Origin of the sequence: Rhizobium sp. ZPR4 (genome assembly GCF_040215725.1) — a bacterium.
Classification (GTDB): domain Bacteria; phylum Pseudomonadota; class Alphaproteobacteria; order Rhizobiales; family Rhizobiaceae; genus Rhizobium; species Rhizobium rhizogenes_D.
Genome location: NZ_CP157967.1, coordinates 1,724,964 through 1,740,156 on the forward strand (window position 1 = coordinate 1,724,964; position 15,193 = coordinate 1,740,156).

A 15,193-nucleotide genomic window follows, 5' to 3' on the forward strand; every position below is an offset into this window, starting at 1 on the left:
ATCGTGAATTGGAAGAAGGGGGCAGCAGGTTTGCTCTTCGCGCTGGCGTCCATGGGAACGGCACAAGCCGATGTCGGACGAAACAGTTATGATCGCGGCGATATCAAATCCGGCTTGGACTACTGGCGTCCCCTGGCGAACAAGGGCAACGTCGCCGCACAGCTGAAACTCGGACAGATGTACGAGGACGGCAACGGCGTCGGAAAAAACCTCACCCTTGCCCTCAGCTGGTACAAGAAGGCCGCCGACCAGGGCAATGCCGAAGCGCAATTCAATGTCGGCACCATGTACGACCAAGGCGAAGGCGTTACTGCCGACAAGAGCGAGGCCATTGTCTGGTACAAGAAAGCTGCGGCGCAGGGATACCTCAATGCGCAATACAATCTTGGCGTCGTTTACGACACGGGCCAAGGCGTAGCCCAGGACAAGCCGCAGGCGTTCGCCTGGTACAGCAAGGCGGCCGAACAGGGCGATGCCGAAGCACAGTACAATGTCGGCACCATGTACGACCAGGGCGACGGCACGAACAAGGACAAGAGCAAGGCCATCATCTGGTATCGCAAGGCGGCCGAGCAGGGAAAAATCGAGGCGCAATACAATCTCGGCATTATGTACCGCGACGGCGAAGGCGTCGCCAAGGATGGTGCTGCAGCCTTCTCCTGGTTCAAGAAGGCGGCCGATCAGGGCGATGCCAGCGCCCAGTTCAATATCGGCGCCATGTATGCCGATGGCGACGGGATCGGGCAGGACGATGCCCAGGCGATCGCATGGTTCCTAAAGGCCGCGGCGCAGAACGACGTAGAGGCCGAATACAATCTTGGGGTGATGTTCCGCGATGGCGAAGGCGTCACCAAGAACGGCCCTAAGGCGGTCTACTGGTTCGAGCGGGCGGCAGAACATCGCTATGCCGATGCCGCTTACAATCTCGCCATGATGTACCGCGACGGTGATGGCGTTGCTGCTGATGCGGCCAAGGCGGCGGAATGGTTCCGCAAGGCGAAGCACCTGGGTTATGACGGCGACACGGACGAACAACCGCAAGCCCCTTCCGGCGGACAGACTATTCCGATATGACGCACTGCACTGGCCGACCGGTAACATCATGCCCTGCCGGCCATCTGCCTTCACTCCCAGCGAATCGCGGCAAAACATGCTAATGCCCACAACTTGAAGTACGTGATGCGACGTGTGGGGCGTCGTGAAACGCGCTGAGCCGGGGGAAATTATGAGTTTTGACGCTTCCGATCATCAAATAGCCTCTTCACCGCCTCGCCATTTTTGGCGACGGCTCGGTGCCTATGCGGTCGATATCGTCATCTTCCAGGTTGCTTTTACGCTGTTGTTTCTCGCGTTGTCGGCGGTGACGCCGTGGGATTTGACCTTGCCACTTCTTCAGAAACAGCGGTGCGAAGAAGCAACGTCGGCGCCTCTCGTTGCGAAAGTGGAGGCCGAATGGCCGCTGCAGCCAGGCGAAGTGAGAAGCAACCAACTGTGCCGTATATCCTGGCTGGGCAGCAACGGATACACGGTCTTCCTTTCAATCGTCGCATCGCAGCAGGGATCGACCACATTGAAGCGCGCCTTTTCCGTGCCCATCGACGGCAATGGCAACCCGGTCGATCCGAATATCACCGTAAGGCCGACCTCCAGCATCGTCCTGCTGCTCCTTCCTGTCGCCTTCGCCCTTTGCTCGATCGGCGGCGGGCGAACGCCAGGCAAGCGTTTGACCTCATTGCGCGTGACAACGACGGAAGGCGGCGCGTTGCCCTTCGGGCTCGCCCTCAAGCGGGAAATATTCAAGTTTCTGCCATTGATGCTGCTGGCAACAGTCAATCTGGTCAGCCTGTTTCTGCTGCCCTCATATCTGCCGCCAATCGACCAGCTGATTCAGCAGGCGCGCGACACCAATCTTCTCAATGCCATCGGCTTCTTCGCCTTGACGGGGGCCTTGGCGCCGCTTCTGTTCGTGTTCGCGCTCATCTGGTGGGTCTTCCCCCTAATCGTGTGGCGCGGACAGACTTTCTACGACCGCTTCTGCGACACCATGGTCGTCAAGGCATAACCATCAAAATCGGGGGGATTGCCTTGGCAGACGAAGAGATGGAAGACTGTCGCCGCGCCAGGCCTGATTTGCTGCTTCTTCTCTTGAGAGGATAGATCGTCGTGAACCTGAAATATCCCATGCCCCCCTTCTCGCTTCTGCCGCCGTTTCGCATGGCTTTGCTGGCCACGGCGGTCGTGCTGCCGCTCTCTCCGCTTCCGATGGCGGCAACGCCGGCGGAAGCGGCTCCCGGCTCGTGCTGGTCGCTGCTGCAGAGCAAATTTGGCCCGCAGATAGAGAAGTCCGTGAACGAAGCCGATCCCTGCAAGAAACTGCCCGGCGTCGATCACAAAGACAAGTTCGAGGTGAAGTCACTCGACGTCTGCGATGGCCCGAACGGTGGCGTCCAGATCAACGCCCATGCCGAGATGGCCTGCAAATCGCATGGTGTACTGAAGACGACGATCAAGGGCCAGCTCGACGCCTCCATGACCGTCGATGTCGGCGCATGCCACATCACCGACCTGCATCTGGGCATCAATGGGCCGATCGGCGAATTGATATCCTCCGTTGGCGGACTGCAGGAGCTTGCGCGCGGCTTTGCCCAGGCCAAAATCTCGGAAATTTGCGGAAAGTAATATCGAAGGGCCGACGATATCCGTCGGCCCTTGCTAATCAGCGTGGCGAGCTCTTCAGGCTCGCACGGCGCCGTTGGCTCGTCCGGCATCGCCTTCCCCGAACCTGACGCCCTTTTTCTCGAAGCCGAAGCCGGCAAAAACTGCAACGACCACGGCGACGATGCAGGCAACGATCAACAGGGCCAGCGCATAGTCGCCGCTCCATTGCTTTGCCAAACCTGCCTGGATCGAGGCATTGCCTGAAGCCAGCAGATTGCCGAGCTGATAGGCAAATCCGGGGAAGGTGCCGCGCACCTCGTCAGGCGACAATTCGTTGAGATGCACGGGGACGATGCCCCACGCACCCTGCACGAACAGCTGCATCAGGAAGGCGCCGATCGCGAGCATCACCGGCCCCTGACCCCAGACCCAGAGCGGCGCGACGGGAATGGCCAGCAGTGCTGCGATGACGATGGTCCGCCGTCTGCCCCAACGCTGCGACAGAGCACCGAACGTCAGGCCGCCGACGATCGCTCCGATATTGTAGACGATGGCGATGGCGCCGACCGTATAGGAATCATATTGCCGCTGGGTTTCCAGGAAGGTTGGATAGAGGTCCTGGGTGCCATGACTGAAGAAATTGAATGCAGTCATGAGAAGCACCGCCCAGATGAACAGAGGAATATTCTCGCGCAGCACGGTGAGAAACGGTCGTTGCGGCTTGGCCTGCCTCTGGAGGAAAGCAGGCGATTCCTGCACGTTGCGTCTGATGTAGAGCACCAGTAGCGCCGGCACCGCGCCGACGATGAACATGCCGCGCCAGCCGATGATCGGAAACAGCAGGAAGAAGACGATCGAAGCGAGCAGATAGCCCGAGGGATAGCCCGCCTGCAGGATACCGGACACCAGGCCGCGCGAATCTTCGGGTATGGTCTCCATGACGAGCGATGCGCCCACACCCCATTCGCCGCCCATGGCGACGCCGAACAGCGCGCGCAGCACGAGGAACATCGTCAGGCCGGTCGAAAAGCCGGTCAGGAATTCGAAGACGGAATAAAGCAGCACGTCGACCATCAGGGTCGTGCGCCGCCCGAACCGATCCGCCGCAAGTCCGAAGATCAAGGCTCCGAGCGGCCGCATGGCAAGCGTGAGGAAGATCGCCACGGCGACTGCCGGAACGTCCGTGTGAAATTCTTCGGCTATATGCTTGAGAACGAAAACCAAAATGAAGAAATCGAAAGCGTCCAGAGTCCAGCCCAGATAGGCCGCGATCACGGTGTTTCGTTGCTGGGGGGACAAGGAACGTAAGCTATCCAATGCGGTCATCATGATCCTCCGACCGGATGGCGGCGGCGAGGCGGGCAATACCGGATGCCGTCGAAGCTGGGGGAACCCGGCATTGCCGGGCATGTCGACGTTGCGGCTGGTTCCTCCCTTGGCGCCTGCGAGGATCGCGCTATGCGGACTTTTGGATCAGCGATAACGCATCGGCCGCCCTTGGGTTGTAACATATTTGACATCTTCGGCGAATGGAAAAATCCGCCACTTTGTTTCCCTTTTGTACTCTTTGCCCCTTCACATCTGCGCGATCTGTCTCCATATTCGCGTCATGGCCAAATCACCGAAAAAACCCTCCGCCCCGACCGGTTTCGAAGAGGCGCCGCAGGCACCGTTTGAAGGTGCGCCGCTCAGCGGTAGTGTTGCCGACTGGGTAAAGCAGCTCGAAACCGATGCGGAATCCTCCGGTATCGAAACCCAGCGCGAGATCGCCTCCAAGGCCGGCAAGCATCGCAAGAAGGTAGAAATCGCCGCTTCCAAATCGGCACGCGGCACCTCGATGGGCGGCTCGACCGATCCGAAGACGCGCGCCGCGGCCGGTCTCAATCCGGTGGCTGGCCTCGATGTCGCGCTTGAGGATGCCGACAAGATCGCAACGAGCGGTGTGACCGCAACCGTGGAAGCGTTGTCGAAGCTGATCGAGAGCGGCAACCCGCTCTTCAAGGATGGCAAGCTCTGGACGCCGCATCGCCCTGCCCGTCCGGCGAAATCCGAAGGCGGTATCGAGATCCGCATGGCCTCGGAGTATCAGCCCGCCGGCGACCAGCCGACGGCGATCCGCGACCTTGTCGAAGGATTGGAGAACGGCGACCGTAGCCAGGTGCTGCTCGGCGTCACCGGCTCCGGCAAGACCTTCACCATGGCCAAGGTGATCGAAGCAACGCAGCGCCCCGCCGTCATCCTCGCGCCGAACAAGACGCTCGCGGCGCAGCTCTATTCCGAATTCAAGAACTTCTTCCCGGACAACGCGGTCGAGTATTTCGTCTCCTACTACGACTATTACCAGCCGGAAGCCTACGTGCCGCGCTCGGACACTTTCATCGAGAAGGAAAGTTCTATCAACGAGCAGATCGACCGCATGCGCCACTCGGCGACGCGCTCGCTCTTGGAACGCGACGATTGCATCATCGTCGCCTCGGTCTCTTGCATCTACGGTATCGGCTCGGTCGAAACCTACACGGCGATGACCTTCCAGATGAATGTCGGTGACCGGCTGGACCAGCGCCAGCTTCTCGCCGACCTCGTGGCGCAGCAATATAAGCGCCGCGACATGGACTTCATCCGCGGCTCCTTCCGCGTTCGCGGCGACACGATCGAAATCTTCCCGGCTCACTTGGAGGATGCCGCCTGGCGCATCTCCATGTTCGGCGACGAGATCGACGCCATTACCGAATTCGATCCCCTAACCGGCCAGAAGACCGGCGACCTGAAATCGGTGAAGATCTACGCCAATTCGCACTATGTCACACCACGCCCGACGCTGAACGGCGCCATCAAGGCGATCAAGGAAGAACTGAAAATCCGGCTTGCCGAGCTGGAGAAGGCCGGCCGCCTGCTCGAAGCGCAGCGGCTGGAGCAGCGCACACGCTACGACGTCGAAATGCTTGAAGCTACCGGCTCCTGCGCCGGCATCGAGAACTATTCGCGCTACCTGACCGGCCGCAATCCCGGCGAGCCGCCGCCGACGCTGTTCGAATATATCCCCGACAACGCCCTGCTGTTCATCGACGAAAGCCACGTCTCGGTCAGTCAGATCGGCGGTATGTACCGGGGTGACTTCCGGCGTAAGGCGACGCTTGCCGAATACGGCTTCCGCCTGCCCTCCTGCATGGACAACCGTCCGCTACGCTTCGAGGAATGGGACGCCATGCGCCCGGATACGATCGCGGTGTCTGCAACGCCGGGCAGCTGGGAGATGGAACAATCCGGCGGCGTCTTCGCCGAACAGGTCATTCGCCCCACAGGTCTCATCGACCCGCCGGTCGAGGTTCGCTCCGCCCGTACGCAGGTCGACGATGTGCTCGGCGAAATCCGCGAGACCGCCGCCAAGGGTTACCGCACCCTCTGCACCGTGCTGACCAAGCGCATGGCCGAGGACCTGACGGAATATTTGCACGAACAGGGCGTGCGCGTGCGCTACATGCACTCCGACATCGATACGCTGGAACGCATCGAAATCATCCGCGACCTGCGCCTCGGCGCCTTCGACGTGCTCGTCGGCATCAACCTCTTGCGCGAGGGCCTCGATATTCCGGAATGCGGCTTCGTCGCCATTCTCGATGCCGACAAGGAAGGCTTCCTGCGTTCTGAGACTTCGCTGATCCAGACGATCGGCCGCGCCGCGCGTAACGTCGACGGCAAGGTCATCCTCTATGCCGACACCGTCACCGGCTCGATGCAGCGGGCGATGGACGAGACCAGCCGCCGCCGCGAGAAGCAGATGGCGTTCAACCTTGAGCACGGCATCACGCCGGAATCGGTCAAGGCGAAGATCTCCGACATCCTCGACAGCGTCTACGAGAAGGACCATGTCCGCGCCGATATCGGCGGGGCCTCCGGCAAGGGCTTTGCCGATGGCGGCCATCTGGTCGGCAACAATCTGCAGGCCCATCTCAACGCTCTGGAAAAATCCATGCGCGACGCCGCCGCAGACCTGGATTTCGAAAAGGCAGCGAGGCTGCGCGACGAGATCAAGCGTCTGAAGGCTGTCGAGCTCGCCGCCATGGACGATCCGCTGGCTCGCGAGGAAGCGAAAAGCCTCGAAAGTCGGGGTACAACGGCAGGCAAGCGTGCGGCTCCGCCACCGGAGACCTCCCGCTCCTACTTCGCCAAGCCGAGCCTCGACGAAATGGGGCCGGGCAGCGATGCCGGCACGCCGCTCTTCCGCAAGAACACGCTGGATGAAATGACCGTTGGCCGCACAGAGAAGCCTGTCATGGGCAAGGTGCCGGACAAGCCGATCACCCGGGCAAAGCCGGGCGTCGGCTCATACGAGGACCCAGTGGACGAGAAGCAGCGCAAGGGACGGACGAAAGGCAAGACGGGGCGACCCGGGCGATAAGGCGACCGCTACTTTCGGATATCTGCCAGCCGGCGTTGCCGATTTATGAGGGCTGAGGCCTGCAAGCATTGCGCTATGCCTTGCTGACGAGGCCGCAGCCGCTACATGCCCTCATATGAGGAGGCCTACCGAGGGACGGAAAGCGTTTGAGCGCATACCGGGCCGGTGGGAAGCGACAGCAACCTGGGGAGAGAGACTAATGTCCGAGCCTTTAATCGTCCGTCGCGAGACCCATGTCTCGGCGCCGCCTGCCGCCATTTTCGCGCTGCTGACCGATCCCGAAAAAATCCTGCGCTGGATGGGGACGGAAGCCCAGACCGAGCCGCAACCCGGCGGTATCTATCTCGTCAACGTCACCGGAGCTCGTGTCGCACGCGGCTCGTTCCGTGAGGTCGTGCCGGTTCATCGGCTCGCCTATAGCTTTGGCTGGGAAGGCAGCGAGGAAGTGCCTCCCGGATCGAGCCTGGTGGAAATCGACCTGATAGAGCAGCCGGACGGGACGCTGGTCCGCCTCACCCATACCGGCCTGCCCACAGTTGAACAATGTGAAGCGCACGCAAAGGGTTGGGCGCATTATCTCGACCGCATGGCCACAGTCGCCGCCGGACACGATCCCGGCCCTGACGCCATGCGCGGTCACGACGACAAAAGCTGACGACGTTCTAAGCGCGGCACCATTGGGTGCTCGATGCCTTGAAGGCCGCGTCTGTCAATCACTGGCGACACTTCTGCTCCGTCTTCAGCATCGCGGTGATCTGCGCACTGCCAGCAAGGTTACATTGACACCGATGACAGGCTGCAACCGCCATGGCATGATCGCGGCATGGATTTGCCCGCCCCCCTTGCCTGGCTGGTTGACGAAGCCGGCACCTCGCCCAGCCCCGAACGCTTCCTGGCCGATCTGGGCGGACATCTGTTGGCCGCCGACCTGCCGCTTGCCGGCAGCGCCCTGACGCTTGCCGCGCCGCATCCGATCATCACGCAACATAGCTGGCTCTGGCGCGCCGAGACCGGCGCGGTGACCGAAGCTCTCGGCTTCGCCGGGACGGCGCTCGGCCAGGCCGGCCGCGATTGGCTCGGCGATCTCGGCCCGACATGCGAGGAAACGATCGGCATCGCGCCCGGCAATTCCGTGCTCGCCTGGGCCGGCACCCGGCCCTTCACCTCCTCCGAGGCGGAAAGCCTGCGCGAGATCGCCCGCTTTGCCGCGGCCCCCTTGGCGGGATTGGCCGCCCGCGCCACCCTATCGACCCTGCTCGAAGCCTATCTTGGCCGCCGGAGCGCGGCGCGCGTGCAGGCGGGAGCGCTCAGCCGCAATAGCGGCGAAACCATCCGCGCGGCCCTGCTCTGCGCCGACCTGCGGGATTTCACCGCTCTGTCCGAGGCGACGGAGCCGACCGTCATGATCGCAGCGCTCGATGCCTGGTTCGACCGCGTCGCCGGCGCGGTGCACGCCTTCGGCGGCGAAGTGCTGAAATTCATGGGCGATGGCGTGCTGGCGATCTTCCCGGTGAGCGGAACGCCAAGGGAAGCCTGCGAAGCGGCCCTGCGCGCCGCCACCGCCATCCGCGCCGGCATGGCGCATCTCGACGCGACGCGGGCAAGCCAGGGCCTGCCGCCGCTCCCCTTCGGCGCCGCCCTGCACTTCGGCGACATGCTCTGGGGCAACATCGGCGCCGCCGACCGCCTGGACTTCACCGCGATCGGCCCCGCCGTCAACCTCGTCAGCCGGCTGGAGGGCCTGTGCAAGCCGCTCGGCCAAAATATCCTGATTTCAGGCTCGGTCGCTGCTGAGACGGCGATGCAACTGCTGCCTTTGGGGAATTACGAGCTGCGCGGGATTGCGGAGCCTTGCGCGGTGTTTACGCTCGCACAAAGCTGATATTCCGAGCGCTCCCAGGCATGAACGCACAATCAGCCTTGCAATGCAGGGAGACCCGCCTTCACGGCCGCCTGAAAATGTGAAGCACCGCCCGTCAACCAGAATTCCTCGGTCGTTGTCTCGAGAAACTTCGCAAAGAGCTCGCAGGCCTCCTGACGGCGAACGCCTCCGACGATTTCTACAGCTCTCGAAAGGTGTCTTGGGGGAGAATTTTCCAGCCTCATATGCGCACAACCGCCATATGCGTCGGGCATGGCGAATACGAGACGGCTTATCGGCAGATGGAGCATAGTGCCGAAACACATGATGCAGGGTTCCAGCGTTGTATAAAGTGTCAGATTGTCATTTCGCGAGAAGGTGTAATCGCCGGTAAACACCCGATGAAAAAGGTTCATTTCCGCATGGTTCAAATGATTCGAAACCATGGTCTTGTGCGAGCGACCCAGAATCCGGGTTCCCGACGATAGAACCGCCCCAACGGGAAAAACGCCATATTCCAAGGCTGTTCTTGCCTCAGCTAAAGCCAGCCCCATCATATCATCATCGCTCAATTCCGCCATGCACCCTCCAAAGCGCCGAATTATCAAAGGTTGTGTGCTCGGAAAGTAGCGGCTTTTGCAAAGCCCGCAACGATCGCCCCTCTTTGGAACGTATTTTTGATCTGCATTTTGGGAATAGGAAGTAAGCTTATTATATGATCTGAAAATAGTAGATTCGTCGACCAATCGAAGCGACCAGCCTTCAACCTATTGATTCTTCTTCCATTACAGCTGCCAGCTAAAACACCCCTTGCCTTTTTCCTAAAACCCTGTCACCCATATGCATGCTCGGGCATTTGCATGCCGGTGACTGGACTGATTTGGTGATCCGCTGGCGGCAGGCAGTGGTTGGGTTTCAAAGACCCGCGCAGACGTTCTTTCCCCGTACGTGACTTCTCGACTAGCTTTCGCATGGCGCGGAGGCAAAGCCGTCCGGGTTTCCCCGGATTAATTAAGACTGATGGGTAAAGGACTATCCCCCATGGCCACCAAGGGCACCGTAAAATTCTTCAACCAGGACAAGGGTTTTGGTTTCATCACTCCTGACGGCGGCGCTAAGGACGTTTTCGTCCATATCTCCGCTCTTCAGGCTTCCGGCATCCAGTCGCTGCGCGAAGGCCAGCAGGTCACTTTCGACACCGAGCCGGATCGCATGGGCAAGGGCCCGAAGGCCGTAAACATCCAGGCTAACTAAGCCTCTGGTGACTGCCTGATCAAGGTTTCGAACGGCGCGGTGAAAACCGCGCCGTTTTTCGTTTGTGAGGATGGCACCCTCATCCTGAATCAAGCTTGTCTATGCCCCTTACCGCAAGTCCGTTGTCGGCCCCGAACCATCCTGACATTCCGTCATCCTCGGGCTTGACCCGGGGATCCAGGCACGAACCTCACTGCCTCCTCTGGCGAAAAGGGATGCGCGCCAAAGCAAAGCCAGCACTCTCGTCGATTAGACGCACCAATGTGGTTAGGCATGGATCCTCAGGTCAAGCCCGAGGATGACGGGTGCGAGATGATCTTTTGACCAGACTGCTCCTTAACTTCCAGCCGATCAGCCCTCTCCGTGAGGTGGGAGCGAAAGCTGCCTCGAAGGACAAAGGCAGTGGGAATCAATATCCCCTCAAGCGCTGACGCGTTCACGCTCGCCGGCAAAATCCACCGCGGCGAAGGCCGCCGCAATCACCTCCGGCCCTGCGCCGGGCTTGTTGGCATCGGTGGAGAGGATCTGGCGATAGCGGCGCGAACCCGGCAGGCCGGTGAAGAGGCCGACCATATGGCGCGCGACATGCTGCAGGCGGCCGCCGTTTTCGATATGGCGCTCCACATAGGCCATCATGCGGTCGCGCAAGTCATCCCAATCGGTCTCAACGGCAGGCTCGTCATAGAAGCGATGATCGACATCTGAGAGGATCGCGGCATTCTGATAGGCGGCACGGCCAAGCATGACGCCATCGACATGGGCAAGATGCGCCTCAGCCTGGTCCGGCGTCTGGATACCGCCATTGATCCCGATGAAAACATCCGGCCAACGCTGCTTCATGCGATAGACGATATCGTAATCGAGCGGCGGTATTTCGCGGTTTTCCTTTGGCGACAGGCCCTTCAGCCAGGCCTTGCGCGCATGAATCCAGATCGCATCGGCGCCCGCATCGAGCACACGCGTCATCAATTCGGGCAGAGCCTCTTCCGGCTCCTGTTCGTCAACACCGATACGGCATTTCACCGTGACGGGCGCCTTCGACACCGCCTTCATCGCGGCAACGCAGGATGCCACCGTCTCCGGTGTCAGCATCAGGCAGGCGCCGAAGGTGCCTGACTGTACGCGATCGGACGGGCAGCCGACATTCAGGTTGATCTCGTCATAATGATAGGCTTCAGCAATCCGCACCGCCTCGGCAAGCTTGGCAGGATCGGAGCCACCCAGTTGCAGCGCGACGGGATGCTCGGCGATATCATGCCCCAGCAGCCGGTCGCGCGGCCCGTGAATGATCGCATCGGCCACCACCATCTCGGTATAGAGAAGCGCATGCCGGCTGATCTGCCGGTGCAGGTACCTGCAATGGCGATCCGTCCAGTCGATCATCGGGGCAACCGCAAAGATCTTGCGGCCATTTTTCAGCGCGTCGCTATACATGGGAAACCTTTCTGTCCGCCCTCTACACCAAATCCCTCAAAAACGCCAGTTTTCGCGGCTGTAACAATAATGCTAGTTTGCCGCACGGAGTCGGACGGCAGCAGCCCTCTGAAAAAGATGAGAGTTTCGAAAGCCCATATGAACGCCCCACTAACGACAGTCATTCCACCACCTGCCGCCGTCCTTCTGCCAGTCGAAGGCGAGACCGAGCTTTTTCCCGTGCGCCGCGTCTATTGTGTCGGCCGCAACTATGCCGACCATGCCATCGAGATGGGACATGACCCGAGCCGCGAGCCGCCCTTCTTCTTCCAGAAGAACCCGGACAATCTGCTTGTCTCGAGCGATTTCCCCTATCCTGCCCTGTCGTCGGATGTGCATCACGAAGTGGAGCTTGTCGTGGCGCTGCGCTGCGGCGGCGCGAACATCCCGGTCGAACAGGCTTTGGATTGCGTCTATGGCTATGGCGTCGGCATCGATTTCACCCGTCGTGATCTGCAGGGCGAAGCCAAGAAGCTCGGCCGCCCCTGGGAAATCGGCAAGGCCTTCGATCATTCAGCACCGGTTTCCGCACTCGTTCCCGCTACCCGCGTCGGCCATCCCGACAAGGGCGGCATCTGGCTGATGCGCAATGGCGAGGCTGCCCAGAGAGGCGATCTCTCCCAGATGATCTGGAAGGTGCCGGAAATCATCGCCGAGCTCTCCAAGCTCTTCACGCTCGCGCCGGGCGATATCATCATGACCGGTACGCCGGCCGGCGTCGGCCCAGTTGCACGCGGTGACCGGATCAGCTGCGCCGTCGATGGCGTCGCAAACCTGGTACTGAACGTCGTCTGATCGAGGAGAATCGACCATGCCGCTCTATGCCCTCGCAGGCCTGACGCCGAAAACGCCCGGTCCGGACCGATATTGGATCGCACCGGATGCAAGCGTCATCGGTAAGGTCGAGATCGGCGAGGATGTCGGCATCTGGTTCGGCTCTGTGCTGCGCGGCGACAATGAACTGATCGCCATAGGCAAGGCGACGAATATTCAGGAAGGCACGATGATCCACACCGATCCGGCCTTTCCAGTTTCGATCGGCGAAGGCTGCACCATCGGCCATCATGCCATCATCCATGGCTGCACCATCGGCAACAATTCGCTGATCGGCATGGGGGCAACCATTCTGAACGGCGCGAAGATCGGCAATAATTGCCTGGTCGGCGCCAATGCGCTCGTCACCGAAGGCAAGGAATTCCCGGATGGCTCCCTGATCGTCGGCGCACCGGCAAGAGCGATCCGCACGCTGGATGAGACGGCAATCGAAGGCCTGCGCCGCTCAGCCCAGCATTACGTCGCCAATTGGCAGCGCTTCGCGCGTGATCTTAAAAGATTAGATTAGAAATTTCTTATAAGAACTTGACCGAGCTTGGAATAAGCTGCGGTTCGCAGCTCAGGCCGCGCAATTGGCGCAATGGCCGCGAATTTCGATGGTCGACTTCTCCGCCTTGAACTTTTGCGATTTCAGCCAGTCCATCAGCCGGTGATCGACCTCGTGATCGTGGAATTCGATCACCTGGCCGCAGCTTTCGCAGATGGCGAAGGCAACGAGGCCATGGCTGTGGCAATCCTCATGCGGATGCGCACAGGCAACGAAGGAGTTGATGCTCTCAAGCCGGTGCACCACGCCATATTCCAGCAACTTGTCCAGCGCGCGATAGACCTGCAGCGGCGCGCGAAAACCCTGATCGCGCAGCTTGTCGAGAATGGTATAGGCGCTGAGCGGCGCTTCCGCCTTGGTCAGAACATCGAAAACAAGGGACTGGTTCTTGGTGAGCATCGGAGTGGTCATGATGACTGTCCTCTCTGTTGCGCCGCTGGCGTGCCGGCCCTGCGAACGAGGGGCAGCAGACTGATGATAAACAAGACGAGCGCCGCGACGACGATTGAAGGCCCGGACGGCGTGTCGTAGCGCAGCGATCCGAAAAGGCCGCCGACAACGGCGATGGCGCCGAGCAGCGAAGCGAAGATCGCCATCGTCTCCGGAGTGGCGGCAAAGCGGCGCGCCGTGGCGGCGGGAATGATCAGCAGCGCGGTGATAAGCAAAATGCCGACGATCTTCATGGCGATCGCGATTACCACGGCCATCAGCAGCATGAAGAGCAGCCGCGCTCGCTCCGGCCGCAACCCTTCAGCCTCGGCAAGCTCGGGATTGACCGTCGAGGCCAGCAGCGGCCGCCAAAGCCAGGCGATCGCCGCCAGCACGAAGATGCCGCCGCCCCAGATCACCGCGATATCGGACTGGCTGACGGCCAGGATGTCGCCGAAGAGGAAGGCGATGAGATCGATCCGCACCCAGCTCATGAAAGCGACGATAACCAGGCCGATCGCGAGCGTCGCATGCGAGAGAATACCGAGCAGCGCATCCGCCGAAAGCGCCTGCCGCCGCTGCAGGAAGAGCAGCAGGATCGAGACGAGCGCTGCGACCGCGAAGACGGACAGCGTGAGATTCAGTTGAAAAAGCAGCGACAGCGCCACGCCGAGCAATGCCGAATGCGAGATCGTATCGCCGAAATAGGCCATGCGACGCCAGATGATGAAGCAGCCGAGCGGCCCAGTCGTCAGCGCTAGTCCAACGCCGGCCACGACGGCGCGCAGGAAGAAATCGTCAAACATGACGCTCTCCCTCGGCATGGCCATGGCCGTGATGATGATCATCGTGATCGTGGTGATGATCGCTATGCTCATGATGGTGGTGGCCGTCATCGGCATGGCAGTGATCCGTGATCGAGCCGTCCGCGTGCTGCACGCGTCCATCAGGCAGATGCGTGTGATCGTGATGATGGCTGTAGATCGCAAGCGACTGCGCTGCTCGCGTGCCGAACAGCTTCACATATTCGGGGCTCTGGCTGACGGTCTGCGGCGTGCCGCGGCAGCAGACATGACCGTTCAGGCAAACCACTGTATCGGTCGCCGCCATGACGACATGCAAATCATGCGAAATCAACAGGATGCCGCAACCCGATGTATTCCGGATCGACTTGATGAGATCGTAAAGCGCGATCTCGCCGTTGAAATCGACTCCCTGTACAGGCTCGTCAAGAACAAGCAGATCGGGCTTGCGGGCGATGGCGCGCGCCAAGAGCGCCCGCTGGAACTCGCCGCCGGAAAGATGCTGCACCTCTGCTTTCGCAAGATGGGCAATGCCGACCGACTCCAAAGCGCCGATCAGCTCGCGTTCCGACAAAGGTCCCGTCAGCGTCATCAAGCGCTGCACGCTAAGCGGCAAGGTCCAATCGATGGCAAGCTTCTGCGGGACATAGCCGACCTTGAGGCCGGCAATGCGATCGACACGCCCTTCATCCGGCTTCAGCACACCGATCGCTGCTTTGGCGCTGGTGGATTTGCCGGAGCCGTTCGGGCCGATCAGGGTGACGATCTCGCCGCGACTGACGGAAAAATCGACGCCGCGCACCAGCCAGCGGCCTCCGCGACGGACGCCGACATCATGGAGCGACACCAGCGGCCGGCTCTTGCTGTCGATGGAAGAAAGCATGAAATTTCCAATTGCACTATTGCGCCATGCTATCGCACACGTTATAGCATAA

General features: G+C 60.8%; 15 protein-coding genes. 9 read left to right on the top strand and 6 right to left on the bottom strand.

The features are described from left to right. Positions 1-3: 3 nt before the first annotated feature. From ABOK31_RS08505 to ABOK31_RS08515, 3 genes are all read left to right on the top strand, one after another. Positions 4-1,074, top strand: coding sequence for an SEL1-like repeat protein (locus ABOK31_RS08505; protein WP_174179606.1), 1,071 nt, complete (start codon positions 4-6; stop codon positions 1,072-1,074). 151 nt (positions 1,075-1,225) lie between these two features. Continuing rightward, positions 1,226-2,062, top strand: a complete 837-nt coding sequence (locus ABOK31_RS08510; protein WP_349958501.1) for an RDD family protein — start codon at positions 1,226-1,228, stop codon at positions 2,060-2,062. A gap of 101 nt (positions 2,063-2,163) precedes the next feature. Next, complete coding sequence (locus ABOK31_RS08515; RefSeq protein ID WP_349958503.1) at positions 2,164-2,679, top strand: hypothetical protein; 516 nt, start codon at positions 2,164-2,166, stop codon at positions 2,677-2,679. 54 nt (positions 2,680-2,733) lie between these two features. Here the strand turns inward: ABOK31_RS08515 and ABOK31_RS08520 are convergent, their stop codons facing one another. Further along, positions 2,734-3,984 (bottom strand): MFS transporter, encoded by a 1,251-nt coding sequence (locus tag ABOK31_RS08520; protein ID WP_174179613.1) that lies wholly within the window; start codon positions 3,982-3,984, stop codon positions 2,734-2,736. 283 nt (positions 3,985-4,267) lie between these two features. Between ABOK31_RS08520 and uvrB the strand changes: the two genes are divergently transcribed. From uvrB to ABOK31_RS08535, 3 genes are all read left to right on the top strand, one after another. After that, complete coding sequence (uvrB, locus tag ABOK31_RS08525; RefSeq protein WP_349958505.1) at positions 4,268-7,057, top strand: excinuclease ABC subunit UvrB; 2,790 nt, start codon at positions 4,268-4,270, stop codon at positions 7,055-7,057. A 199-nt stretch (positions 7,058-7,256) separates the two neighbouring features. Beyond that, a complete protein-coding gene (locus ABOK31_RS08530) occupies positions 7,257-7,712 on the top strand; it encodes an SRPBCC family protein (RefSeq protein WP_349958507.1) in 456 nt (151 codons plus the stop codon). A 168-nt stretch (positions 7,713-7,880) separates the two neighbouring features. Next, complete coding sequence (locus ABOK31_RS08535; protein ID WP_349958509.1) at positions 7,881-8,939, top strand: adenylate/guanylate cyclase domain-containing protein; 1,059 nt, start codon at positions 7,881-7,883, stop codon at positions 8,937-8,939. 32 nt (positions 8,940-8,971) lie between these two features. Here the strand turns inward: ABOK31_RS08535 and ABOK31_RS08540 are convergent, their stop codons facing one another. Then, positions 8,972-9,499, bottom strand: coding sequence for a nucleoside deaminase (locus tag ABOK31_RS08540; RefSeq protein ID WP_349958510.1), 528 nt, complete (start codon positions 9,497-9,499; stop codon positions 8,972-8,974). A gap of 460 nt (positions 9,500-9,959) precedes the next feature. On the opposite strand from ABOK31_RS08540, the gene ABOK31_RS08545 reads away from it, so the two are divergent. Next, the gene (locus ABOK31_RS08545) at positions 9,960-10,172 is read left to right on the top strand and encodes a cold-shock protein (RefSeq protein ID WP_004109325.1); all 213 of its coding nucleotides are present in this window, start codon (positions 9,960-9,962) and stop codon (positions 10,170-10,172) included. Between the two features lie 420 nt (positions 10,173-10,592). Here ABOK31_RS08545 and dusA read toward each other — a convergent pair whose 3' ends face one another. After that, positions 10,593-11,606 (bottom strand): tRNA dihydrouridine(20/20a) synthase DusA, encoded by a 1,014-nt coding sequence (dusA, locus tag ABOK31_RS08550; RefSeq protein ID WP_349958512.1) that lies wholly within the window; start codon positions 11,604-11,606, stop codon positions 10,593-10,595. Between the two features lie 138 nt (positions 11,607-11,744). Here dusA and ABOK31_RS08555 point away from each other — a divergent pair, with 138 nt between their 5' ends. Both ABOK31_RS08555 and ABOK31_RS08560 read left to right on the top strand, forming a co-directional pair. Then, positions 11,745-12,440 carry a fumarylacetoacetate hydrolase family protein gene (locus ABOK31_RS08555; protein ID WP_349958513.1) on the top strand — a complete coding sequence of 232 codons (696 nt, stop codon included), beginning with the start codon at positions 11,745-11,747 and terminating at the stop codon, positions 12,438-12,440. Between the two features lie 16 nt (positions 12,441-12,456). Then, positions 12,457-12,987 (top strand): gamma carbonic anhydrase family protein, encoded by a 531-nt coding sequence (locus tag ABOK31_RS08560; RefSeq protein WP_095435122.1) that lies wholly within the window; start codon positions 12,457-12,459, stop codon positions 12,985-12,987. 51 nt (positions 12,988-13,038) lie between these two features. Here ABOK31_RS08560 and ABOK31_RS08565 read toward each other — a convergent pair whose 3' ends face one another. The 3 genes from ABOK31_RS08565 to ABOK31_RS08575 are packed head-to-tail and all read right to left on the bottom strand — an operon-like array spanning position 13,039 to position 15,141. Beyond that, entirely contained in the window at positions 13,039-13,437 is a 399-nt protein-coding gene (locus ABOK31_RS08565) for a Fur family transcriptional regulator (RefSeq protein WP_075850764.1), read from the bottom strand. Next, positions 13,434-14,261, bottom strand: coding sequence for a zinc ABC transporter permease subunit ZnuB (gene znuB, locus ABOK31_RS08570; protein ID WP_349958516.1), 828 nt, complete (start codon positions 14,259-14,261; stop codon positions 13,434-13,436). The genes ABOK31_RS08565 and znuB overlap by 4 nt, the downstream gene beginning before the upstream one ends. Further along, the gene (locus ABOK31_RS08575; protein WP_349958517.1) at positions 14,254-15,141 is read right to left on the bottom strand and encodes a metal ABC transporter ATP-binding protein; all 888 of its coding nucleotides are present in this window, start codon (positions 15,139-15,141) and stop codon (positions 14,254-14,256) included. Before ABOK31_RS08575 ends, znuB begins: the two co-directional genes overlap by 8 nt. Positions 15,142-15,193 lie beyond the last annotated feature (52 nt).